Annotated in this window: 14 protein-coding genes; 2 read left to right on the top strand and 12 right to left on the bottom strand. The window is 66.9% G+C overall.

Translation table 11 applies throughout. From position 1 onward, the window contains the following. Positions 1–250: 250 nt before the first annotated feature. The 4 genes from B5G20_RS00360 to B5G20_RS00350 all read right to left on the bottom strand — a co-directional run bounded on the left by B5G20_RS00360 (position 251) and on the right by B5G20_RS00350 (position 6,640). Complete coding sequence (locus tag B5G20_RS00360; RefSeq protein WP_087353755.1) at positions 251–2,440, bottom strand: ABC transporter permease; 2,190 nt, start codon at positions 2,438–2,440, stop codon at positions 251–253. Beyond that, the gene (locus B5G20_RS00355; RefSeq protein ID WP_087353752.1) at positions 2,430–3,299 is read right to left on the bottom strand and encodes an ABC transporter ATP-binding protein; all 870 of its coding nucleotides are present in this window, start codon (positions 3,297–3,299) and stop codon (positions 2,430–2,432) included. The genes B5G20_RS00360 and B5G20_RS00355 overlap by 11 nt, the downstream gene beginning before the upstream one ends. Before the next feature lie 112 nt (positions 3,300–3,411). Beyond that, positions 3,412–3,609 (bottom strand): hypothetical protein, encoded by a 198-nt coding sequence (locus B5G20_RS10055; protein WP_143750181.1) that lies wholly within the window; start codon positions 3,607–3,609, stop codon positions 3,412–3,414. Positions 3,610–3,865: 256 nt separating this feature from the next. Beyond that, positions 3,866–6,640 carry a hypothetical protein gene (locus B5G20_RS00350; protein WP_143750180.1) on the bottom strand — a complete coding sequence of 925 codons (2,775 nt, stop codon included), beginning with the start codon at positions 6,638–6,640 and terminating at the stop codon, positions 3,866–3,868. 352 nt (positions 6,641–6,992) lie between these two features. Between B5G20_RS00350 and vsr the strand changes: the two genes are divergently transcribed. Beyond that, entirely contained in the window at positions 6,993–8,126 is a 1,134-nt protein-coding gene (gene vsr / locus B5G20_RS10520; protein WP_239286805.1) for a DNA mismatch endonuclease Vsr, read from the top strand. A 332-nt stretch (positions 8,127–8,458) separates the two neighbouring features. Here the strand turns inward: vsr and B5G20_RS00335 are convergent, their stop codons facing one another. The 6 genes from B5G20_RS00335 to pstB all read right to left on the bottom strand — a co-directional run bounded on the left by B5G20_RS00335 (position 8,459) and on the right by pstB (position 16,282). Beyond that, on the bottom strand, positions 8,459–8,893 hold the full coding sequence (locus B5G20_RS00335) for a GNAT family N-acetyltransferase (RefSeq protein ID WP_087353746.1): 435 nt from the start codon (positions 8,891–8,893) through the stop codon (positions 8,459–8,461). Positions 8,894–10,121: 1,228 nt separating this feature from the next. Beyond that, on the bottom strand, positions 10,122–12,152 hold the full coding sequence (gene htpG / locus B5G20_RS00325) for a molecular chaperone HtpG (RefSeq protein ID WP_087353740.1): 2,031 nt from the start codon (positions 12,150–12,152) through the stop codon (positions 10,122–10,124). Between the two features lie 294 nt (positions 12,153–12,446). Next, positions 12,447–12,941, bottom strand: a complete 495-nt coding sequence (locus tag B5G20_RS00320; RefSeq protein ID WP_087353737.1) for a GNAT family N-acetyltransferase — start codon at positions 12,939–12,941, stop codon at positions 12,447–12,449. An 84-nt stretch (positions 12,942–13,025) separates the two neighbouring features. Continuing rightward, positions 13,026–14,468, bottom strand: a complete 1,443-nt coding sequence (locus B5G20_RS00315; protein ID WP_087353734.1) for an ATP-binding protein — start codon at positions 14,466–14,468, stop codon at positions 13,026–13,028. Between the two features lie 18 nt (positions 14,469–14,486). After that, on the bottom strand, positions 14,487–15,173 hold the full coding sequence (locus B5G20_RS00310; protein WP_087353731.1) for a response regulator transcription factor: 687 nt from the start codon (positions 15,171–15,173) through the stop codon (positions 14,487–14,489). Between the two features lie 311 nt (positions 15,174–15,484). Then, a complete protein-coding gene (gene pstB / locus B5G20_RS00305) occupies positions 15,485–16,282 on the bottom strand; it encodes a phosphate ABC transporter ATP-binding protein PstB (protein WP_087354580.1) in 798 nt (265 codons plus the stop codon). Positions 16,283–16,851: 569 nt separating this feature from the next. Here pstB and B5G20_RS00300 point away from each other — a divergent pair. Continuing rightward, complete coding sequence (locus B5G20_RS00300; RefSeq protein WP_087353729.1) at positions 16,852–18,327, top strand: ATP-binding cassette domain-containing protein; 1,476 nt, start codon at positions 16,852–16,854, stop codon at positions 18,325–18,327. A gap of 65 nt (positions 18,328–18,392) precedes the next feature. Here B5G20_RS00300 and B5G20_RS00295 read toward each other — a convergent pair whose 3' ends face one another. Both B5G20_RS00295 and B5G20_RS00290 read right to left on the bottom strand, forming a co-directional pair. Further along, positions 18,393–19,550 (bottom strand): Mbeg1-like protein, encoded by a 1,158-nt coding sequence (locus B5G20_RS00295; RefSeq protein WP_087353726.1) that lies wholly within the window; start codon positions 19,548–19,550, stop codon positions 18,393–18,395. A gap of 160 nt (positions 19,551–19,710) precedes the next feature. Beyond that, positions 19,711–21,777 carry an ATP-dependent DNA helicase RecQ gene (locus B5G20_RS00290; RefSeq protein WP_087353722.1) on the bottom strand — a complete coding sequence of 689 codons (2,067 nt, stop codon included), beginning with the start codon at positions 21,775–21,777 and terminating at the stop codon, positions 19,711–19,713. Between the last annotated feature and the right edge of the window lie 36 nt (positions 21,778–21,813).

Genomic DNA, 21,813 nt, shown 5'->3' with positions numbered 1-21,813 from the left:
GCTCGGAGCGCCGGCCCGGGCTTCTGCGGCGCCCTCCCGCCCGGGCCCGGACGTCCCAGGTGCCGCAGGTCGGGCCGAAGGAGGAGCGCCGCGTACTTAAGGTACGCAAGCAACCGCCGAGCCGCAGCGCCCCGCCGGACTGGACCCGGGCTTCTGTGGTGCGCCAGGTTGCCGCGAAAGAGGAGGGAGCACGCCTCGCGCGCGGCGGCCGACGATTGAGCGGCAAGATGGCGTGCCACAGGAGCCCGGGTCAGCGGGTGCGGACGAATTCGGCCACCATCCCTCGACTCATCAGGTAGGTCACCAAGAAGTACCCGCCATAGGCAACCACAAAGATCAGCGCCGTAAAGCCCACCGTGCCGCCAATGGACATACCGCCAAAGAGCGTCACGAGCTCAATGATCACCGAAAGCGCCACGCACGAGTGCGCAATGCCCACAGCCAGCGGGAACACGAAGAAGATCGACTGCTGCACCAGTACCGAATGGGAAATCTCGCGCTTGGAGGTACCGAGCTCGGCTAGGATCCGGTAGTTGCGCCCGGCGTCGGCCACGCCCGAAAGCTGCTGGATGGTGAGGATCGCCGCGCACGCCACCACGAGCACGAAGCCGATGTAGATGGCCAGATACGAGATGAGTCCGTTCATGGAGTCAACGCTCTCGTAGGTCGAGGTGCGCGTCGCCTCCACGCCGTGCCCGGCAACAACCTCGCCCGCAGCATTGGTGATGTCGCCGTAGAGGCGCGGCTCGGCCACGTAGTCATCGCCCTCGGCCACGCTCACGCCGTCGGCGTAATCGACCAGAAGGTAGCTGTTGTACGGCGGCAGGTCGAGCGTGGCGAGCAGGTCGTCGGGGATCACCACGATGCCGGAGTTCATGCCCATCATGGAGTTGGCAAAGGTGCTAGCGTCCTCGTTGACGCGGTCCTGCACCGGGCGCAGCGTGCACCCGCCCAGCTCAAGCTCCAGTCCCTCGCCCAGCACGGCGTTGTAGACCTTGTTCACCGCCTCGCCCATGTCGGAGAGAACGGTGTAGCCGTCCGAACCAAAATCGACCTGCGGCATGCCGCGAAACGCCAGGTACGCGTTGTAGCTGCTCGCGCTCATCACCAAAAGGCCCATTGACGCGGCGCTGCTGTCGTCCACGCCCTTGGGAAGCGGCAGGTCAACCCGGCGGCAGAGCTCATCGAGCGCGATGAGCGGCTTTGTGGCGCCGCGCGGGGTGGACTCGTAGCAGTCAACCTGCAGGTAGTCGCCCGCAATGCTCGCCAGGTCAAAGTGCTCTCCCTCGCGCTCGCCCTCCATAAACGTATCCGCCTCAAACGCCTTCATCACATCAACCGGACCGTCGGCCGCGGCGTAGCGCACCGGCTCGTCCCACGACGCGGCATCGGCGTTCATCTCGTCCACCGACTGCGGCGAGAAGTAGATCAGCGTTGCGGTGTAATCCACCGGCGTACCGCGCTCCACCGACTCGTTCATAACGCTCGCAAGCGACATGCCCGTGGTAACGGCGGTGATCGCCAAAAAGAGGATCATCGAGATCATGGCCATAGAGAACGACACAGTGTTGACCTTAGCGGCGAGCTGCCGCAGCGTAACCATGTTGAGGCCGCGCCAATAGAGGCCGTGCGCGCTCTGGAGCGCCTTGAGCAAAAAGCCCGAGAGCCCAAAGAAGAAGAGGATCGTGCCCACCACAACCGTGGCCGTGGTAATGAGGAAGGCCGTCATGCCCTCGGGTGAGCCGTCGTAGGGCAGGCCGTCGCTCAGCAGCCGCACGTAGGCCACCACGATCATGGCGAGCCCCACCGCAAAGACCGCGGCCGAGACCCAGGGATTGCGCGTGTGCACGACCTCGTTTTGCCGGCCCGCGCTCATAAGGTCGATCACGCGGGCACGCGCCACCACGCGCAGGTTAAAGACAAGCGTCACCAAAAAGATCGCCACCAGGCAACCCACGGTGGTCATAAAGGCGCCCACCGAGAAGAAGAAATGGAAGTCGGCAATCTGCGTCTTAAAGAGCGACGCGGTAAAGAACACCATGAGCTGCGAGAGCGCAATGCCGAGGAGCACCCCCAGCACGAGCGCCCCGCCCGAAACGATGAGCGTCTCGAGCGCCATGATGCGTGCAACCTGCCCGCGGCTCATGCCGAGCACCTGGTAGAGGCCGAACTCCTTCTTGCGGCGCTTCATGATAAAGTTGTTGGCGTACACCATGAGAAAGCCCATCACAAACGCCAGAAAGACGGTGAGCCCGGAGATGATGCCGCCGAGGAGGTCGCCCACGCCCGCGTTCTCGGCCGCCACGCCCGCGAGGTCAACCTGGATCGAGATGGTGTTAAAGGCGTAGAAGACGGTCACGGCAAGCGTGAGGGTGAGCAGATAGACGAGGTAGTCGCGCCCGGCTCGGCGGACGTTGCCCCATGCGATCTTACAGAGCATCGGAGCCCTCACCGCCCATCATCGCCACGACCTGCATGATGCGCTCAAAGAACTCCTGGCGCGAGGCGGCGCCGCGGCGGAGCTCGGTAAAGATCCGCCCGTCGCGGATAAAGAGCACCCGGTGCGTGTAGCTCGCGGCAAAGCTGTCGTGCGTGACCATGAGCACGGTGGCCGAGAGGCGCTCGTTCATGGCCTCGAAGCTCTCGAGCAGCAGGCGCGCGTTCTTGGAGTCGAGAGCGCCCGTGGGCTCGTCGGCCATGATGATGGTCGGGTCGGTTACGAGGGCGCGGGCCGCGGCGACGCGCTGCTGCTGGCCGCCGGACATCTGGTAGGGGTACTTGTCGAGGTTCTCGCGAATGCCGAGGCGCCCGGCCACCTCGTCCACACGGCGCAGGACCTCCTTGGCCGGCACGCGGCTGATGGTGAGCGGCAGAGCGATGTTTTCGCGCGCGGTGAGCGTGTCGAGCAGGTTGGAGTCTTGGAAGATAAAGCCGAGCTGCTCGCGGCGGAAGCGCGTGAGCTTGGCGGTCTTCATGCGGGTGACGTCGACGCCGCCCACGAGCACCTCGCCCGAGGTGACGGCGTCGATGGTAGAGACGCAGTTGAGAAGCGTCGACTTGCCGGAGCCCGACGCGCCCATGATGCCCACAAACTCGCCCTGGTTAACGGCAAACGAGACATCGTTGAGCGCGCGGGTAACGTTTTGGCGGCTGCCGTAGACCTTCTCGATATGACGCACCTCGAGCACCGGCACGGCCCCTCCAGATGCAGGGGTTTGGGGGAGCTTGCCTGAAGTGGCCCGTGCCGGGCTCGAGGTTTGGGAGGGGGCGGCGTGCGCCGGGGTGTGGGAGAGAGGCATGAGGGAGTCCTTTCTTGAGGGGCGGTTAGGAGCAGGGAACGGACGGGAGCGAAGGGGCAGAGCGGAGTCGAGGGGCGGTGCCGGCGGAGGCGGCTCCCGGGTGCGCGCCCGTCTACTTCGATACGTTCCAGAGCATCACGAGCATGCCGATGGCGAGGGCCGCCATGATAACGAGCCACATGACCATCTCGGCCACCGACATGCCGGCGCGTACGATGCGGTTGCGCGGGCGCTGCTCGTCGGCGGGCTCGGGGTCATAGGGGTTGCGCTTGGTCATTGCGTACATGGTACTCGGGTTACTGGTAGCCATGAAAAACACCTCCTGCGAGTATCTTCGCAGGTGGCATCGGGCGCATCCATCGATTTGGCTTACAGCTAGCTTGCAGTTCTGTAAGGTAGCCTTACGAGAGGCTTAAGCTGCGGTTTGGGCGGGTTGCACGAGCCTGCGGAGGGTCCGCCGGACGCGTCGTCACGCCGGACCCGCGACGGACAGACCGGGCGCGGGCCATCCGAGACCCGCGCACCATTCGGAACATGTGCAGTTGTCTGGCACACGCCATATGCGGCTACTCGGCCCAGGGGGCGAGCGAGGCCGCGGCGGACGAGAACACGTCGCTCTGCACGGTATCGAGGAGCGTGCGGCTGTAGGCGTAGGCCAGGTTGATAAAGCCCGCGTCGGCGGCGGCGATCATTGCGCGCGCCACGAGGCCGAGCATCTCGTCGGTCGGGGCGATCGGGATGTCCGTCGCCGCGAGCACGGCAACCGCGTCATCGGCGTCAAAGGGGTGCTCGATGTGCGCCTCGGCCATGAGCTCGTCCATCTCTTGCTTTGCAACCTGACGCAGTCGCGGGTTGGCCATCGCCCGCTCGTAGCAGACGAGTCCGACGCGCGGGTCGCCGGCGCGCCAGAGCACAAAGGCGAGCCGATAGTAGGTGTAGGTGTACGAGAGCGGCTCGAGGTCGTAGCGCAGGGCATCTTTGAGGAGGCTGGCCGCGCGCTCGAGGTTGCCTAGATCAGCGCAGGCCGTCGCTGCCACGATGTAGGCGCGCGGCGACGTGGGTCCGAGGTCGATGGCCTGCTCGGCATAGGCGAGCCCGTGGGCGGCATCGTGGTTGTCGATGCAGAGCCGCGCGAGGGCGAGCAGCGTGTCGTAGCGCGTGTCGTTAACGTAGCGGTAGCGCGCCTGCGGGTTGGGGTCGTCGAGACTCATGGCGAGGCGGGCCATGCCGCTCGAGCAGTAGAGGCGGCGCGGAGCCGCTGGGGCAGCGGGTGTGCCGGCCGCGGCGGGCTCGCCAGTTGTGGCGACGGCCGGGTCGGGGGCGGCGACACTTGCGTCAGACACCCCAGTCGCGGCATCGGCCCCAGGCTCTGCGGCAGGCGCCGGCTCCGTGGCAACCTCCCCTTCCGCAGCAGCCTCCACCTCGGCCGCAGGGCAGTCGCCGCTGACCTCATCCACCAGGTTCATGACCTCAAGCAGATCGGCGAGCTGCTGGGCCGCCTCACGCGGCTGCGGCTCGGAGAGCTTGATGGCCTCGGCCAGACGCTCCTTGTACGGGTCCTCGCCCAGGTGGTAAACGTCAAGCTCGCGGACCTCGTCGGCATGCAGAAGCTCAGCAAGCTCTGGGGTAAGGCGCCGCTCGTCGAGCCAGAGGGACTGCGTGCGCGCCGGATCGGGGTCAAAGGAAGACTGCACGAGCTCCAGGAGCTCGGGCGAGGCCTCTCCGGGTGCCGCAGAAAGCGCCGGGTTGGTAAGCTCCCCCACTCCGTCAATCGGCTCCAAGCCCAGGCGCTCGCCTAACCGGTAGAAGAGCTTGCCCGGCTGCAGAAGCTCAGCTAAACCGGTCGCGCCCCACGTGAGGCGCGGCTCGGAGAACGTGCCCTTACGGACGGCGTCGTAGATCGACATGATGTAGGCCGTGCGGTCGATCTCTGCAGCAAGCACGGGCTGCTTGAACGCGCGGTCGGTGCAGAGGCGCACGCGCACGCGCGCCACCCCCGCGCCCGAGCCAAAGCCCGCCGCGGCGAGCGCCGCCACCAGGCGCAGGGCATAGGCGCTCGCGGCCACCTCGGCATGGTCGCCGCAGGGGGCAAGGCCCTCGGCTGCCGCAAGCTTGGCGAGCGCGTCGTGCGGGGTCGACTCGCCTGCCGCAGCCGCGCCCGCGCCCGCCGCGGCACTGCCAGCAGCCACCACCTTCGCACCCGCGCCGGCAGCACCGCGCGCCCAGCGCGGCATCGTCTGCGCCGCCGGCACCTTGGCGGCCACCGTAATCTCACCCGCTGCGGCGTTCACCGCAAAGCGGTACGCAAGCCGATACGGCAGCGCAAGCCGCTCCAGAATTCCGGCAAAGCGCGTGCGCAGGTCCCACTCGCCGCCACGCGCACCCGCCACTCCATAGAGCGTCCGCAGCGAGTTTTCCCCATACGCGGCCCCCTTGAGCAGCGGCGCCGTCTGATTGGTGATGGAGCGGAGCGTCCGCCAGTCCTCGTCTGCGCAATAGGCCATCGTCGAGGCGCCGAGAGCGTTGGAATCGTTCTCGCGGGCGCGGCGCGCCATGAGCGCCAGCCGGTTGAGCGCCGCCTCCATGCCCATGAGCGTGTCGAACTCCTCGCCGTTGAGGGCCGACAGGTCGCACGCCAGCCAAAAGAGCCCCGTCGAGCCGAGCCGGCGGAGACTGACCTCGTTGCGGGCGGCAACCGCCCGGAAGGCCGCCGGGTCGGCGTCGGCCAAAATAAGCGCCGCGTAGCGCTCAAAACCCGAGGTACGCGCGCCGCTCACCACCTCGGCAATGAGCGCGTCAACGGCGTCTGCCGGCGGAAGCTGCGTGAATACGGTAAGCGCGTCGTCCATGGTGCGGCCGAGCGTATCGGTGCTGCCGGCGAGGGTCGGCAGGTAGGAGAACGCGAGGAACGAGATGGCCAGCAGCTCGCGGAAGGGCACACGCGCCGCGGTGTAGGCGCGCCCGAGGTCGCAGATCGGCTCCACAAACGAGTAGCCGGCTGAGCCGTGCTGATGGTACTCAGCCGCCTGGCGCACGTTTTCGTCCGAGAGCCGCACGGTGATGCGCCCCGAGTCGGCCTTGTTGCGCCAACGCGCAAGGCCGATCGCGGGTTCGGCATCGGGCACCAGCGAGATAATTCCGTCGACCGCATGGACAAACCCGCCGTCTTGCAGCCACGCGATGGGCCGGCCGGTACGCTTGCCCGACATGTCAAAGACGTAGCCGAGCCCGCCCTCCGGCTCGCGGATGCCGCCACCCCAGGCGACGATGTAGCGCGAGCCCTCGGGCTGCTGCGGCAACGCGTTGAGGTGGATAACCTGGCAGAGCAGGGGAAGCTTCATCTCTTGAGCAGGCATGGCAGAGCCTTTCTCGCAACGGGATGCAGGCGCCGGGGTGTGACGCCGTACGGGCGGCTGCGGGTCGCGGCGGCGAACGCGGGCGCGGGGTGCCCGAGCGGCACGACACACGAGCGGCCGTCTTTTTCTCTCTATGATACCGGCCCGCGGGGACAGGCGCCCTCCAAATGCGGAACGCGGGCGGCAGCGGGCGAGCCAGTGCAAGCCGCGGGCACGCCAGCAGCCGCAGCCCTCGACCCTGCCAACCGATCAACACCCGTAAACTCGGCTATCATGGTCGGGCCCCTGTCGTCATGGCAACGGGGCGCTTAAACAACAAAAACGCAAGGAGGTGCGCATGAAGGTCGTCCATGTGGCTGCGGGCATCATCCGCCGCGGCAACAGCGAGGTGCTCGCCGTCCAGCGCGGCTACGGGCAGATGCGCGGCCTCTGGGAGTTCCCGGGCGGCAAGGTCGAGCGCGGCGAGTCGCCCGAAGATGCCTGCCGTCGCGAGCTTGCCGAAGAGCTCGGCGTAGAGGTTGACCATCCGAGCGCCTGCTACACCGTTGAGTACGACTACCCTGACTTCCACCTTTCGATGGAGTGCTTCTTCTGCCACATCGCCGCAGGTGAGCCCACCCGCTCCGACCGTCAGCTCGACCTGCGTTGGGTTGCGCTCGCAGACCTGCCGAGCCTCACCTGGATGCCCGCCGACGAGGGGCTCGTTGCCGCGCTTGCCGCTATGGCCAGCGGGCAGGACGGTGCGCAAGACCCAAGCGACGGGGACGCCGCGCCCAAAACAGCCTCCACCGGCGAGGAGCCAACCGGCAACGGCGCCGGCCCCGTAGCGCTCGACGCCGCGCTCAACACTGCATCCGCCGCCGACACCGGTGACTCGACCAGCGGCCCCGGCACCGACCAGGAGCCCTCCCCTAACACCTCATCCGCACCGCGCGCCAAAAAGCGCACCGCCAAGTCCACCAAGAAGCGCTCCGGCACGCGCCGCGCCAAGCGCGTCAAACCCAATCTGCTCGACGGTGTCGATACCTCCGGCCTCTCCGAGGCCGAAGTCGAACTCGTGCGTCGCCGGGCTGCCATCCGCAAGTCCATGCAGGGCAACAAGCGTGCCAACACCAAGCCCGAGCTTCTGGTGCGTCAGCACCTACGCGCCGCCGGATACACCGGCTACCGCCTACAGTGGGCCAAGGCGCCCGGCCGGCCCGACATCGCCTTCCCCGGGCGCAAGATCGCGCTCTTTATCAACGGGTGCTTCTGGCATCGCTGCCCGCACTGCCACCCGAGCGTTCCCAAGCGCAACACCGAGTTTTGGGAGGCGAAGTTCCGCCGTAACGTCGAGCGCGACCGCGCGGCTGTGGCGGCGCTCGAGGATGCCGGCTGGACGGTCATCATCATCTGGGAATGCGAGCTCAAGCGCGACAAGATCGACGCGACAATGGAGCGCGTGCTCGGCCAGATCCGAACCGCCTGGTAGCAGACAGCGCAACTCCGATCCGGGTCGTTGTCAACTCAGGCCGGAAAACTGTGTATGATGCGTCGCCCACCGAGTAGGCGCAATACAGCCAATGCTCTGACCTGGGCTTTTCTTTTGCGAATCAGAACACCTACTCAGGCGGTCCCGTTTCTTACACGGTTTTCCGTCCCGAGTTGACCAGGCGACGCCAACGGCTGCTCGATGGCGCATTCCCGCGCCTGCGTTCCACGCGCTCGCCCGGCACGGCAAGGGCCCCGGTCACCCGAAGCCCCACCTGCCCAATCTATATGCTCAAACGGACAATGCTGCCACTCATTGCTCGGACCGCCAAACTAGGAGAGCTTCATCGTGTAGTAGCGATGATCGAAGATCATGCCCTCGCGCTCGTAGAAGCGGTGCGCGCCCTCGCGCCAGCCACCCGTCTCGAGCTCGATCTGCACGCATCCGGCAGCGCGGGCCGCCTCGCAACCCGCCGCAAAGAGCGCATGCCCCACGCCGCCCGACCGCACGGCCGGATCGACAACGAGCTCCAGAATCGCCGCGACGCGCTCCGCGTGGTGGAGCTGCTCCTCAAACCGCATGTTGATAACACCCACGGCCGGAGCCCCCGGCTCCTCGCGCGCCACCAGGCAGCACCACGCCGGGCTCGCCAGCTGCTCGGCAAAAATCCGCTGGCAGGCATCGTGGTCGAGCTCGGTATCCTCCAGGATGCACACGAGCCCCCACACGCGCTCCGCGTCTGCCGCCGTTGCCGCCTCAACGACCATCGCATCTCCTCTCAACATAGGATTTGGCCCATGGTAGCAATAGCGCCGCTCCAGGCGGACAGCCGCCCGGACTCCCCTACTCTGCCCAAAAATTGCCAGCTTTCTCGCTCGGCTGGTCAAAATCCGGAGAAATCAACGATTCGCCTCCCGGCAAGACCCAGCGGAGCAGACCGTTCCATCGGGTTTGTCATCAGCTTGGCCAAAATCTCGAGAAATCAACGATACGCCGTTTGCGCAATCGTTGATTTCTCGAGGTTTTGGCCACGGCACGCTCAAACCCGCAGGAACGCCCGCGGCGTTGAGCTCCGAGCGCGGGACGAATCGTTGATTTCTCTGGATTTTGGCCAGCGCGTGCCCCCGTGCCGATCATCGCGGTCGCTCGCCGGCCGCCCGCACACGGCCGCATCGGGGTAACCCGCACAAAACTCGCGAAAACCGGCGCAGGGGCCGGTTTTCGCGAGTCGCTGAAGAGGAGTGCAAATTGGGGAGTTACAGCATCGCCGCGTGCGCGAGAGGCTGAACGTTGAGCATATCGAGCAATGCGCGGCTCGAGCGCCTGAGGTTCACCACCTGATCGCGCGAACGCTGCGGTGCCAACGCGGAGGAACCAAGGAGACCGAGTCTCTGTGTTGGGGGGAAGGAGAGGTTCTCGGTGTAGGCGTCGCTGCCACGCAGTGACCGCACCGATGCTGCATGTTGGGAGCTATGCATTGCGGCCTCCTTGGTTGTCCGCCGGTACCACACGCGCCCCGGTGCTGCGATTCCGGTGCGCTGATAACAGTATGGCCGAGTAACCTCACGCAAAACTTATGACCGAATGAAGACTTTCTTACACCCTGTTAAAGATGCCTTTTTATGCCATTTACCAGCTCTTTTAATAACCATTGAGACACAGGTGCGGGTGGAGCATTTAGCAAAAGCCCCGCAACTGTGATGAATCTATGGACACTCTGTCAACAAACTCCCTACAAGCGTGTGACCCGCGTCCCTACTCCGCTCTTGAGGGGGCGCATCAAGCAAGCCCAACATGCGCTCAGCAAAAAGCCTCAACCTATTGACCACCCACACGTCCCCTGCGGGCTATGTACCAGGTCGGGCCGAGACGCGGAAGGCCCGGGGTTCCCGCAGGACGTTTCCCACAGCGCACGACGCGCAAAGCGCGATGTGCGCGAGGACCACGTCCGAAGGGAACCCCGGGCCTTCCGCGTCTCGGTCCGACCGGAGCGGGCTACATCAGCTCGCAGACGTTCTTTGCGAAGGCCACCGGATCCTCCGGTAGCAAGCCCTCAACCAGCAGCGCCTGGTCGTAGAGCAGCCCCGCATAGAGCTTGACCTTGTCGGCGTCGCCGGCCTCCTGCGCAGCCACGAGCTTGGCAAACACCGGGCTCTTGCCGTTGAGCTCGAGCACGCGAACGGCCTTAGGCATGCCCTCGACCTCGCCCTCGGGCCCGCGCTTGAGCACCTTCTCCATCTCAAGCGAAAGCGGCCCCTCGGTAGTGATGCACGCCGGCGTATCGCCCTCGCCGAGCCGCGCCGAAACCGCCACCTTCTCCACGTGGTCGCCGAGCGCCTCCTTCATGGCGTCAAAGAGGTCGCCGTGCTCCTTGGTGGTCTCCTCGGCCTCCTTCTTCTCGTCCTCGGAGGCAAGGTCGAGGTCGCCGGTCGCCACGTTCTTGAGCTCCAGGTGACGGTCCTCGGTCTCGGGCTCGGCGCCGTCGGCCACCGCCTTCTCGGCTGCCTCGCGGGCGGCGTCGTCCTCGTAGACCTTCGGGCAGTCGCGCGCCACGTACTCGCGCATGGCCTGGAAGGTAAACTCGTCCACATCCTGTGTGCAGAGCAGCACGTCAAAGCCGCGACCGAGCACACCCGTCACGACGGGCATCTTGGCCAGACGGTCGCGATCATCGCCCGCTGCGTAGTAGATGGCCTTCTGGCCCTCGGGCATGGCCTCAACGTACTCACGCAGCGTCACCATCTTCTGCTCCTTGGCGCTCCAGAAGAGCAAGAGGTCGGCCAGCCCAGAGGCCTTGGCGCCGTAGCTCGCGTAGATACCGTACTTAAGGCCGCGGCCAAAGTTCTCAAAGAACTTCTCGTAGGCCTCGCGGTCGTCGTCGCGCATGCTCTCGAGCTCGGAGGTGATCCGCTTCTCCACGCGGCGCGCGATGGCGTGCAGCTGGCGGTCGTGCTGCAGGGTCTCGCGCGAGATGTTGAGCGACACGTCGGCCGAGTCAACCACGCCGCGCACAAAGTTGTAGTAGTCGGGCAGCAGGTCGGCGCACTTCTCCATGATCATGACGTTGGAGCTGTAGAGCGCAAGGCCCTTCTCGTAGTCCTTGCTGTAGAGATCAAACGGCGCGCGAGCCGGAATAAACAGCAGCGCGTCGTACTCGAGCGCGCCCTCGGCGTGGAAGCTGATCGTGCGCGCCGGGTCCTCAAAATCGTGGAAGGTGCTCTTGTAGAACTCGTTGTAGTCCGACTGCTCCACGTCGCTTTGGCGCTTCTTCCAGATCGGTGTCATGGAGTTGATGGTCTCGAGCTCCTCGTAGTCCTCGTACTCGGGCTTGTAGTCGTCGCCCGCGTCCTCGGGCTTGGGCTTCTGGCGGCTCTTGGTGACCATCATCTGGATGGGATAGCGCACGTAGTTGCTGTAGCGGCGGATGAGGTCCTTGAGCGCCCACTCGCTGAGGTAGTGGCTGTAGTTCTCACCCGGCTCACCGTCGTGACCCGGCTCGTCGTCGCGAAGCGTCAAGATCACGTCGGTACCGTGGTCGGCGCGCTCACCCGGCTCGATGGTGTAGCCCTCGAGGCCGTCGGACTCCCAGACGTTGGCCTCGTCGGAGCCGTAGGCGCGGCTCACCACGCGCACGCGCTTGGCCACCATAAAGGCAGAGTAAAAGCCCACGCCAAACTGGCCGATGATGTCGATGGCGTCGCCCTGGCTGTCGGCGTTCTCGGCCTTGAACTCCTCGGAGCCGGAGTGCGCGATGGTGCCGAGGTTGCGCTCGAGCTCCTCGGCCGTCATGCCAATACCGTTGTCCGAGACGGTGATGGTGCGCGCGTCCTTGTCAAACGAGACGCGGATGGCAAGGTCTTTCTGGTCGACGTGCATGTTGTCGTCGGTCAGGCTCATAAAGTTGAGTTTGTCGACGGCGTCCGACGCGTTGGAGATGAGCTCGCGGAGGAAGATCTCCTTGTTGGTGTAGATCGAGTTGATCATGAGGTCGAGGAGCTTTTTGCTCTCTGTTTTGAACTTACGCATGTGCCGTCCTTCCCGTGCGGGCTCGCGCCCGCCTTGCGATAGATTCCGAGCACCATAGTACCCAGAATCGGACTCATAAAACCTGAGTGATAGAGACTTAGATTATTTCACACATGCGCAAGCGCGCGGCCACAGCGGGAGCGCACCGGTGCGGTCGAGACGCGGCGGCGCGGGCCCCGACCCCACCGCGCCGCGGTCGCCGTGCGCGCAGCCATGGCCGGCACCGTGCGCGAGCGACGCCGGCCGTTGAGCCTGTTGGACGCCTCGCCCCTATGGCGCGAGCAGGCCATCCGATCAGAGGCGCTTAGCCATCCAGCGGTGGGGCTGGCCCTCGTCCTCATAGTCGAGCGGCGTGACGGCCGCATAGCCGCAGGCCGCATAGAGGCCGCAGGCCCGCTCCTGAGCGTGGAGCATCATGGCGCGGGCACCCGCGGCGCGGGCGATGCCATCGCAGGCGTCCACAAGCGGGCGCGCGACGCCGCGCCCCCGGAAGGCCGGCAGCACGGCGACCCGTCCGAGCAGATACACCGTATCGCCCGGCGCGGCGACGCCCGGCACCGACGCCGGCGGAAGCGGGCTCTCCGGCGCGAGCTCGCGCGCGGCTGCAGCCGGATAGGCCCGCGCGCATCCGGCGAGCGCACCGTCCTCGTAGGCGGCAAGATGGACGCAGCGCGGGTCGTCGTCGAGCGCATCGAACTCCCGCTCATAGCCTTGCTCTTCCATAAACACCGCGCGCCGCACCGCGTATGCGTCCGTGCGCGCGCCGCGCACAATCTGGATGTCTCCCATATCCCCGTCTCTCCTAACCGCGCCCTCCCGGACACCGCGCCGCATCGCGACGCCCCCGGCCGGCAGCGCCCCCGAGCGTGCCCCTCACGCGCTCTGCGCGGCGAGGGGGGCGTCGGGAAAGACCTGCACCGGGAAGGTCACCGTGATGCGCGTGCCGCAGTCGGGCTCGCTCTCGAGCTCGATCGTCGCACGGTGAAAGGCCGCCGCGTGCTTGACAATGGCGAGCCCGAGCCCCGTGCCGCCGCGGGCCTTGGAGCGGCTCTTATCCACGCGATAGAAGCGCTCAAAGATCTTCTGCTGCTCCTCGGGAGCGATGCCGATCCCCGTGTCCTCCACGCGGATAAAGGGGCGGCCGTCCTTCATGATCCCGCAGGTCAGCACCACCGAGCCGCCGGGCCGATTGTAGCGGATCGCATTCGACGCCAGGTTGTAGGCGAGCTCGTCCAAAAGGCGCGGCACGCCGATCACCATCGAGGGGTGCGCGTCCAAAAAGAGCGCCACGTCGGCCTTATGCGCCACCGGCTCGAGGCGCTGCTCAACGGTCTCGAGCATGCGCGGCAGGTCCACCGGCTCCGTGGAGCCCAGCACGCTCGCCGCGTCGTTGGACTCAGAGCGCTCGGCCTCGTCGAGGTTGGAGAGGGTGAGGATGTCGTTCACGAGCGCCGTCAGCCGCCCCGCCTCGCGGTAGATGCGCGCGCCGAAGTCCTTGACATCGGCCTCGTCAGTCGCCATGCCCGACGAGATAAGCTCCGCGTACCCCGAGATGGCCGTGAGCGGCGTCTTGAGCTCGTGGGTGATGTTTGCGGTGAACTCGCGGCGCATGCGGTCGTTGTCGGCAAGGACCTTCACCTGCCGCTTGAGCTCCTGGCGCTGGCTCTCGATGCGCTCAAGCATGGGCACCATCTCGGAATAGGCGTTGTCCATGTTGCGCTTGGGGTGGTCGAGGTCCACGTCGAGCAGCGGTGCGATGATGGCGCGCGACTCGCGGCGCGCGGCAAAGAACGACACCACGATCACCACAGCCGCGATCACCAAGAGCGGCCCCACAAACGAAATCAAGATGGTGAGGAGCCCCGCCTGCGCCTGCGCGATGCGGATGACCTGCCCGTTGGCAAGCAGCACTGCCTCGTAGAGCATAACCTCGCCGAGCGTGGACGAGGCGCGCTCGTCCGAGCCGTGGCCCGTGCTGCGCGCGGCGACGACCTCCGGGCGGGTGTTGTGGTTCTCCATGGAGCCTGCCGGCTCCTGGTTGTCGTAGATAACGGTGCCGTTCTCGGCGATGAGCGTGAGACGCGTGTTCTGGATGTCGACGCGCTCGAGCACCGCGATGTCGTTGACGGTGCTGTCGAGCGCCGCGGCCACGATCTCGGCCTCGTCGTGCAGCTCGGTGCGGGTGACCTGCGCGAGGTTAGACTGCAGAAACGCCGAGCCCACCACGGTGAAGACCGCGATCGCCGCAAAGGCGACCACGAAGACCGTGCCGAACACCCGGCGCGAGAGCGTGTGCTTGGATCCCCAGGGGCTCATGCTGCCTCCGCGCGGCGCTTACTCGGAGCGATCGCGGTCGGCAAAGCGGTAACCCACGCCGCGTACCGTCTCGATGCAGCTCGCGTGATCGCCGAGCTTTTGGCGCAGCGTCTGCACGTGCACGTCCACGGTGCGCGAGCCGCCGTCGAAGTCCCAGCCCCAGACGCTCTGGAGGAGCGCCTCGCGGCTAAAGACCACGCCCGGCTTGCGCATGAGGTACTCGAGCAGGTCGAACTCGCGGAGCGTCAGCTTGACCTCCTCGCCGTCCACGCGCACCTCGCGGTGGCTCGGCGAGAGGACAATCCCGCCCGACGAGAGCTCGTCGGAGACCTTCTTGGTCATGCCGCCGCGGCGCAGGAGCGCCCGGCAGCGGCTCGTGAGCTCCATAAGGCTGAAGGGCTTGGTGAGGTAGTCGTCGGCACCGCCGTCGAGCGCCACGACCTTGTCGAGCTCGGTATCTTTGGCCGTGAGCATCATGATGGGCACCGTGGCGGTCTCTTGGTCGGCGCGGAGCCGACGCAGGATCTCGAGGCCGTCCGTGTCGGGCAGCATGATGTCGAGGAGGATCGCGTCGGGCACGCGACGCGCCACGGCGGCTTTGAACTCGCTGTCGGAGGCAAAGCCCTCGGCCTCGATCCCCTGCTGGTGCAGGGCGTAGAGCGTAAGGCCGCGGATGTTGTCGTCGTCCTCAACGTAATAGATCATGGCGAAGGTGCTCCTTGCTCAAACCGTGCTCAAACCGCAGGTACCGTCAGTCTCGCAACCCCCATCATACACCGCCCGCGGGCCCTCCTTCTAACGTAGCAACGGCGACGCTCCGGATTTATCGCGTCCGAAACCCGAGGGAACGCGCCCCACACGCCGCGACCGACGATCGAGGGCGAAGGTGCGGTGCCTAGGGAAGCCAGCCCGGGTTTCCCCAAGTGCGCCAGCTTGCCCCGAAAGCCTTTGGGATAAGCCTTTGCGCCATGCCCGAAGGCTTAAGCGGCAAGATGGCGTGCCTGGGAAACCGGGAATCAGCCAAAGCGGCCGGTTAGGTAGTCGGCCGTCCGCTGATCCTGCGGCGTGGCAAAGAGCTGCGCGGTGGGCGCGTGCTCCACCAGCTCGCCAAGCAGGAAGAACGCCACCGAGTCGGAGATGCGCGAAGCCTGCTGCATGTTGTGGGTCACCACCACGAGGGTATAGTGCTCCTTGAGCTCGAGCGCCAGCTGCTCGACCATCTGCGTAGAGATGGGGTCGAGCGCCGACGTGGGCTCGTCCATGAGCAGCACCTGCGGCTTGACGGCGATGGCGCGAGCGATGCAGAGGCGCTGCTGCTGGCCGCCGGAAAGGCCGAGGCCCGAGCTCTTGAGCTTGTCTTTGACCTCGTCCCAGAGCGCGGCACGGCGCAGGCTCTCCTCCACGATGCCGTCCAGCTCGGAGCGGCTCTTGATGCCCATGCCGCGCGGGCCGTAGGCAACGTTGTCGTAGATGCTCATGGGGAAGGGGTTGGGCCGCTGAAACACCATGCCCACCTGCTGGCGCAGGCTGGTGACGTTGTAATCGCGGTAGATGTCCTCGCCGTCGAGCTTGATGGTGCCCTCGATGCGGCAGCCCTTGACGAGGTCGTTCATGCGGTTGAGCGTCCGCAGGAGCGTGGACTTGCCGCAGCCCGAGGGGCCGATGAACGACGTGATCTGACGATCGCGGATGTCGATGGAGACGTCCTTGAGGGCGTGGAAGTCGCCGTAATAGAGGTTGAGGTGCTCAACGGACATGCGCACCGCGTGCTCGGACTCCGAGGCCGCGTCCGCAACCGGCACGGGAGCGCCCATCTCGCGCGTCTGCGCCGCCTCGATCGCCTGCGACCAACCTTGCTCAGCCGTATCCACCTGGGTACCTCCCCAACGTCATGCGCGGAGCGGCCGCCCGGTCGGCGGGTCGCGAGTCCGCGCGCATCATGCGTGATAGCTCACCAGATGGTACGCGCCCGAGTTCAGCCGGCTGAAAGAGACGTGTTAGGAGAGTGTAAGGCAGAAGCGGGGACTGGACGCATGGAGGCGTTGGGGCAAGGGGGCGCGGTGACGCGGCGGACGATGAGCCGAGCGTCCCGCCCCGCCTGCCCGCGCAATGACTCATAATAACCCCGTCCCCAAATGAATCATTGTGCTACACTGGCCGCGCCGACCGAGTGGGGCGTGTGCCCCGCAGTGCGTGTGGCGGCGCCATCGGATCGGCGGAAAGGCAGGAGCACGTGCGCATTCGCTAGACATCTCAGTTGGTTCCCCGGGGCCTCTCGGCTTGACCGGCCCGTCGCCGCATCGCGACACGGACCCACCACGCAAGCCCGAGCGCCCGCTACCAGGGCCCACCGCCACGGTACGGGTCCGCAAGGAGACGTCTTATGCAACTTGCGCTCTCTGGGGTGAGCTACACCTACCCTGCCGCCCCCTCCCCCATCCTCAGCAACATCTTCATCACGTTCCCGCAGGGCTGGACCGGCCTTTTGGGCGATAACGGCTGCGGCAAGTCCACGCTCGCGCGCATTGCCTGTGGGCTTCTTGCCCCCGACGCGGGCTCGGTCACGCGCGGGCTCGTGGCGGTCCTCTGCACGCAAGAGGTCGACGACCCGCCCGAGGAGCTCTTTGACTTTGCCGTCGACTATGAACGCGAGGCCCGCGAGCTCCGGCATATCTTTGCCCTCGAGGATGACATGCCCTGGCGCTTTGACGAGCTCTCGTGCGGTGAGCGCAAAAAGCTGCAGATTGCCGTGGCGCTCTGGCGCCGGCCCGACGTGCTCGTGGCCGACGAGCCCACCAACCACCTCGACGTGGACGCCCGCGCCGAGCTCGCCGCCGCGCTCGGGCGGTTCCGCGGGATCGGCATCCTCGTGAGCCACGACCGCGAGCTGCTCGACGCGCTCGTGAGCCGCTGCATCTCGTTTGAGCACGGCGGCCTTGTGGTGCGGCCGGGCGGCTACACCGCCGCGCACGGCCAGGCGGAGCTTGAGCGCGAGACGGCGCGCCGCGAGCGCGAGGCCGCCAAGGAGGACCTTGCGCGGCTTGCAGCCGAGAAGGACCGCCGCGCCCACGAGGCGGCACGCGCCCAGGCGCGGCGCAGCAAGCGACACCTCGATCCCAAGGACCACGACGCCAAAGGCAAAATCAACCTGGCCATCTTTACCGGCAAGGACGGCTCGGCCGGGCGGGCCTCGGCGCAAATGGACGCACGTCTTGCCGCAGCGCGCGAGCGACTCGCCGCAGCGCACGTGGCCAAACGCTACGACGGCGGCCTCTGGCTCAACGCTCAGCCGAGCCCGCGCAAGACCCTCGTGCACCTACCGGAGGGACGCATCCCCTGCGGGCCGGGCACGCTCGAGATGCCCGAGCTCTACGTGGACAACACCGACCATGTGGCCATCGTGGGGCCCAACGGCGCTGGCAAGACGACCCTCCTCAACCACCTGCGCACGCTCATCGCCCCCGACCTGCGCTTGCTCGACATTCCCCAAGAGCCGAGCGCCGAGGAGCGCGCTGCGGTGCTCACGCAGATTCGCGAGCTCGGCAAGGCGGAGCGCGGGCGGGTGCTCTCCACCGTGGCGCAGCTCAATTCCGACCCCGACCACATCCTCGTCGGCGCACGCACGAGCCCCGGCGAGCTCCGCAAGCTCATGCTCGCCCGCGGGCTGCTGGACCAGCCGGTACTCATCGTTATGGACGAGCCGACCAACCACCTCGACCTGCACTCAACCCAGGCGCTCGAGCGCGCGCTCGCGGCCTACCCCGGGGCGCTCGTGCTCGTCAGCCACGACCGCGCCTTTCTCGCAGCATGCACAAACCGCACCTGGGAAGTCCGCGACGGGCGGGTGCGCGAGGTGTAGCGGCGGTGGGCGAGCCAATGGGCCGCGACCATCCGATAGGCCGTAGCTCTCCGCCGGGTAGCCGCCTACCCCATCCAGCCAAAGAGCGCCTGAGCCATGTCCTGCCCCACACGGCGTGCCGCAATGCCCGCCAGATTGCCGAGCTCCTGCATGAGGACCTCGCGGTCGGACGGGTCGAGCGCACGCACGGCATCCATCGCCGCGCGTCCCATGTCGGGCCCACCGCTCAGCACGTCCACCGCACTCCGCGCCCCGCTCGCGGCAATGGCAGCAAAGAGCGCATCGACCACCTGCTCGCGGCGCGCGTCGTCCATGCTACCGAGCCACTCCAGGGCGATCGCCCGCAGCGCGAGCGAGGAGTCATTTGGCCGGTCGCGCCCCACAAAGTCATCGTCGGCCACCTCCCACGAGAACACCGCGTGCTGGTCGATTCCCTGCGCCCAACTCGTTACCGTGCGCTCGCCGCCCTCGTGCTCAAGGAGCATCCCCACGATGGAGTCTTGCGGCACGATCCGCGTGATGCGCCCCGCGAGCGGCTCGTAGTCCGCCGCGGTAAAGCGCCCCAGCTTAAAGCCCGGAGCGTCGAGCGCCCACACGTGCTGGATGCGCCCCTGCACCCGCGGGCTCACCGTAAGTGCGGCAAAGAGTGCCAGGTTGCCGCCCTTGGAGTGACCGCCCACATAGAGCGGGCACGGCAGATGTGCGGCCATAGTCTCGAGATAGCTCGCCGCAAGGCGCTGCGCGCGGACGGCGGGCTTGTAGGTCATATCAAAGTTCTCGCGCCAACCGGTGATGGAGGTGTCGGTACCGCGAAACGCCACAAAGGCCCAGCGGTCGCGCCACAGGTAGGTCGTGGCCGAGAACTGCGTGTGCGAGCCCTCGTCAAACACGGCGCGGTAGCCGCAGAGGCCGAGGTCGCGAAAACGCGGGCTCGCCACCAGCGCAAAGAGGAGCGCTTTGAGGTCGCCGGGCACAAAGCCGGTGAACATGGTGTCAAAGCGCTCGGTGCGGGCGAGCTCGTCAAAGCGCGCGGTGCGCAGGGTCTTGGGCGCCACGAGCGTGCGCAGGCGCGTGAGCGCGGCGGGGGTGCGCGGCGGAGCGGGAACGACCCCCTCGCCAACGATCATGCACGCCTGGGTGAGGATGGCCGCGTCGAGAGGGTTGAGCGGCCGGTCGTCAAAACTTGCGAGCTCGTAGCCCAGGTAGTCGATGATGTTTGCCATGTGCGGGCCTCCCCCTGCGCAGCGCGTTGGCAGTGATACGGCATATTGACGGCGGCCTGGCACGCGGCCACGCCACAGTTGGTGGAGATACTACCCCGTGGCGGGCATGCCGAGTCGCGGCGTGCGGCGTGCGGGGCGCGGCACTCCACCCGCCAACCCACTAGCCATCCGAGCCTGCGTGCTCCTCCTCAAAACGGGCGATCTCGGCCAAGAAGACGTCGCCAAAATCCTCGGCCTTCTTCTCGCCGATGCCCGGCACCTCGAGCAGCTCCTCGCGCGTAGTGGGTCGGCGGCGGCACATGCCGCGTAGGGCCTTGTCGCTCGCAACCATATAGGGCGCCCACTCGCGCTCGAGGGCAAGCTCGCGCCGAACGCCGCGCAGCCGCTCAAAGAGCTCGGCATCGTCGCCCACGCGCGGACGGCTGTCAGTGGCCGCCTCGGCGCGGAGCAGATCGACCGCGCGCCGCGAGCGCGCCGGCGAGCGACGGGCCGCGGCACGGCGCTTGATGGTAAAGCAGAAGGGCCGCTCCGGCGTCTCGGCCAGAACCTCCGCCGCACGCGGGCCGAGCCCGAGCGTGGGGAACTGCCCCTGCGATTGCACGAGGTAGCCGCGACCGACGAGCTGGCTCAGCACGTCCTTGATGCGAGCGGTGGGCTCGTCGCGCAGGCTGCCGTAGCCCGGCGCCTCATCGAGCCGGTACTGGCGGATGCGCTCAGTGTTGGCGCCATGGAGCACATCGGCCACGAGCGCGCGGCCAAAGCGCCCGCCCGTCGCCCGTACCAGCAGCACGGCCTCGCGCGCGAGCGGGGTAACGTCCTCGGCCTCGTAGCTCGTGGTGCAGTTGGAGCAGTTACCGCAGCCGGCCGGGTGCGCGACGGATGGGATCGCCGAGGGAGCGGCGGCCTCGCCCGCCGCCGAGACCACGCCGCCTACGCCATCCGCACCGGCCGTGCCGGCCGCGTCCGCAACTGCTCCGCCGGGCGCCTCCACGCCGAGCGCCCCCTCATCGCCAAAGTAACGGAGGATGTAGGCGCGCAGGCAGCCTGTGGTCTCGCAGTAGCCCTCCATCGCCTGGAGCAGCCGGTAGCGGTTCTGCCGCGCGCGCTCGGCCGCCTCGGGGTCTGCCTCCGCCTCGTCGTGCGTCTGGTCGATGAGATAGCGCCGCAGCCTAAAATCGTTGCCGTTCCACAGAAGGTAGCAACTCGCCGGATCGCCATCGCGGCCGGCGCGGCCCGCCTCCTGGTAGTAGGCCTCGATGCTCTCGGGCACGTTGTGGTGGATGACGTAGCGTACATTGGGCTTGTCGATGCCCATGCCAAAGGCGTTGGTCGCCACGATTACGGGCACGGTGTCGTCGATAAACGCCGCCTGGTTCCAGGTGCGCTCGTCGGCCGACATGCCCGCGTGGTAGCGCCCCACCTGGATACCGTGCGGTGCAAGCTCGCGGCCGAGCTCAAAGGCGAGCGCGTCCACGGCCTTGCGCGTCGAGCAGTAGATGATGCCGCTCTCGCGCGGGTGCGCGCAGGCGTAATCGCGAATCCACGCGGCCTTGGCCTTGTCGCCCATCTCCTCCACGCCAAAGTAGAGGTTCTGCCGGTCAAAGCCGGTCACCACGGTCTCGGGACGGCGGAGGCCCAGCATCTGGACAATGTCGGTACGCACGCGCTCGGTGGCGGTGGCGGTAAAGGCCGCCACGACGGGGCGCGAGGGAAGCGCATCGATAAACCGCGCAATCTCGAGGTACGAGGGGCGAAAGTCCTGCCCCCACTGGCTCACGCAGTGTGCCTCGTCCACCGCCACGAGCGGGATGCCGAGCCCGCCGGGCGCGGCCAAGGCCTGCGCAAACGCCAAGAAGCGCTCGTCGGCCAGACGCTCGGGCGCCACGTACATGATCTGGTACCAGCCCTCGCGCGCACGCTTGAGCACGGTGTTCTGCTGCGGCACGGTGAGGGTTGAGTTGAGATAGCTCGGGCGCGCGCCCGCGGCCTTGAGGGCGCGGACCTGGTCGCCCATGAGCGAGACGAGCGGGCTCACCACGAGGGTGAGGCCGGGGAGCACGAGTGAGGGCACCTGGTAGCAGATGGACTTGCCGGCACCGGTGGGCATAACGCCGAGCGCGTCGCGACCGGCGAGGATGGCCTCGACGAGCCGCTCCTGGCCGGGCCGGAACGACCGGTAGCCAAAGTATTGCTCGAGTGCCGTCCGAGCGTCTGCCATCTGAGCCATCGCCCACCCCCTTCGTAGTAGCGAGGATTATACGCC

It is taken from the genome of Collinsella sp. An7 (assembly GCF_002159335.1).
Lineage (GTDB): Bacteria > Actinomycetota > Coriobacteriia > Coriobacteriales > Coriobacteriaceae > Coprousia.
The sequence above is the reverse complement of the archived record's forward strand: the minus strand, read 5'-3'. Positions and strand labels throughout refer to the sequence as shown.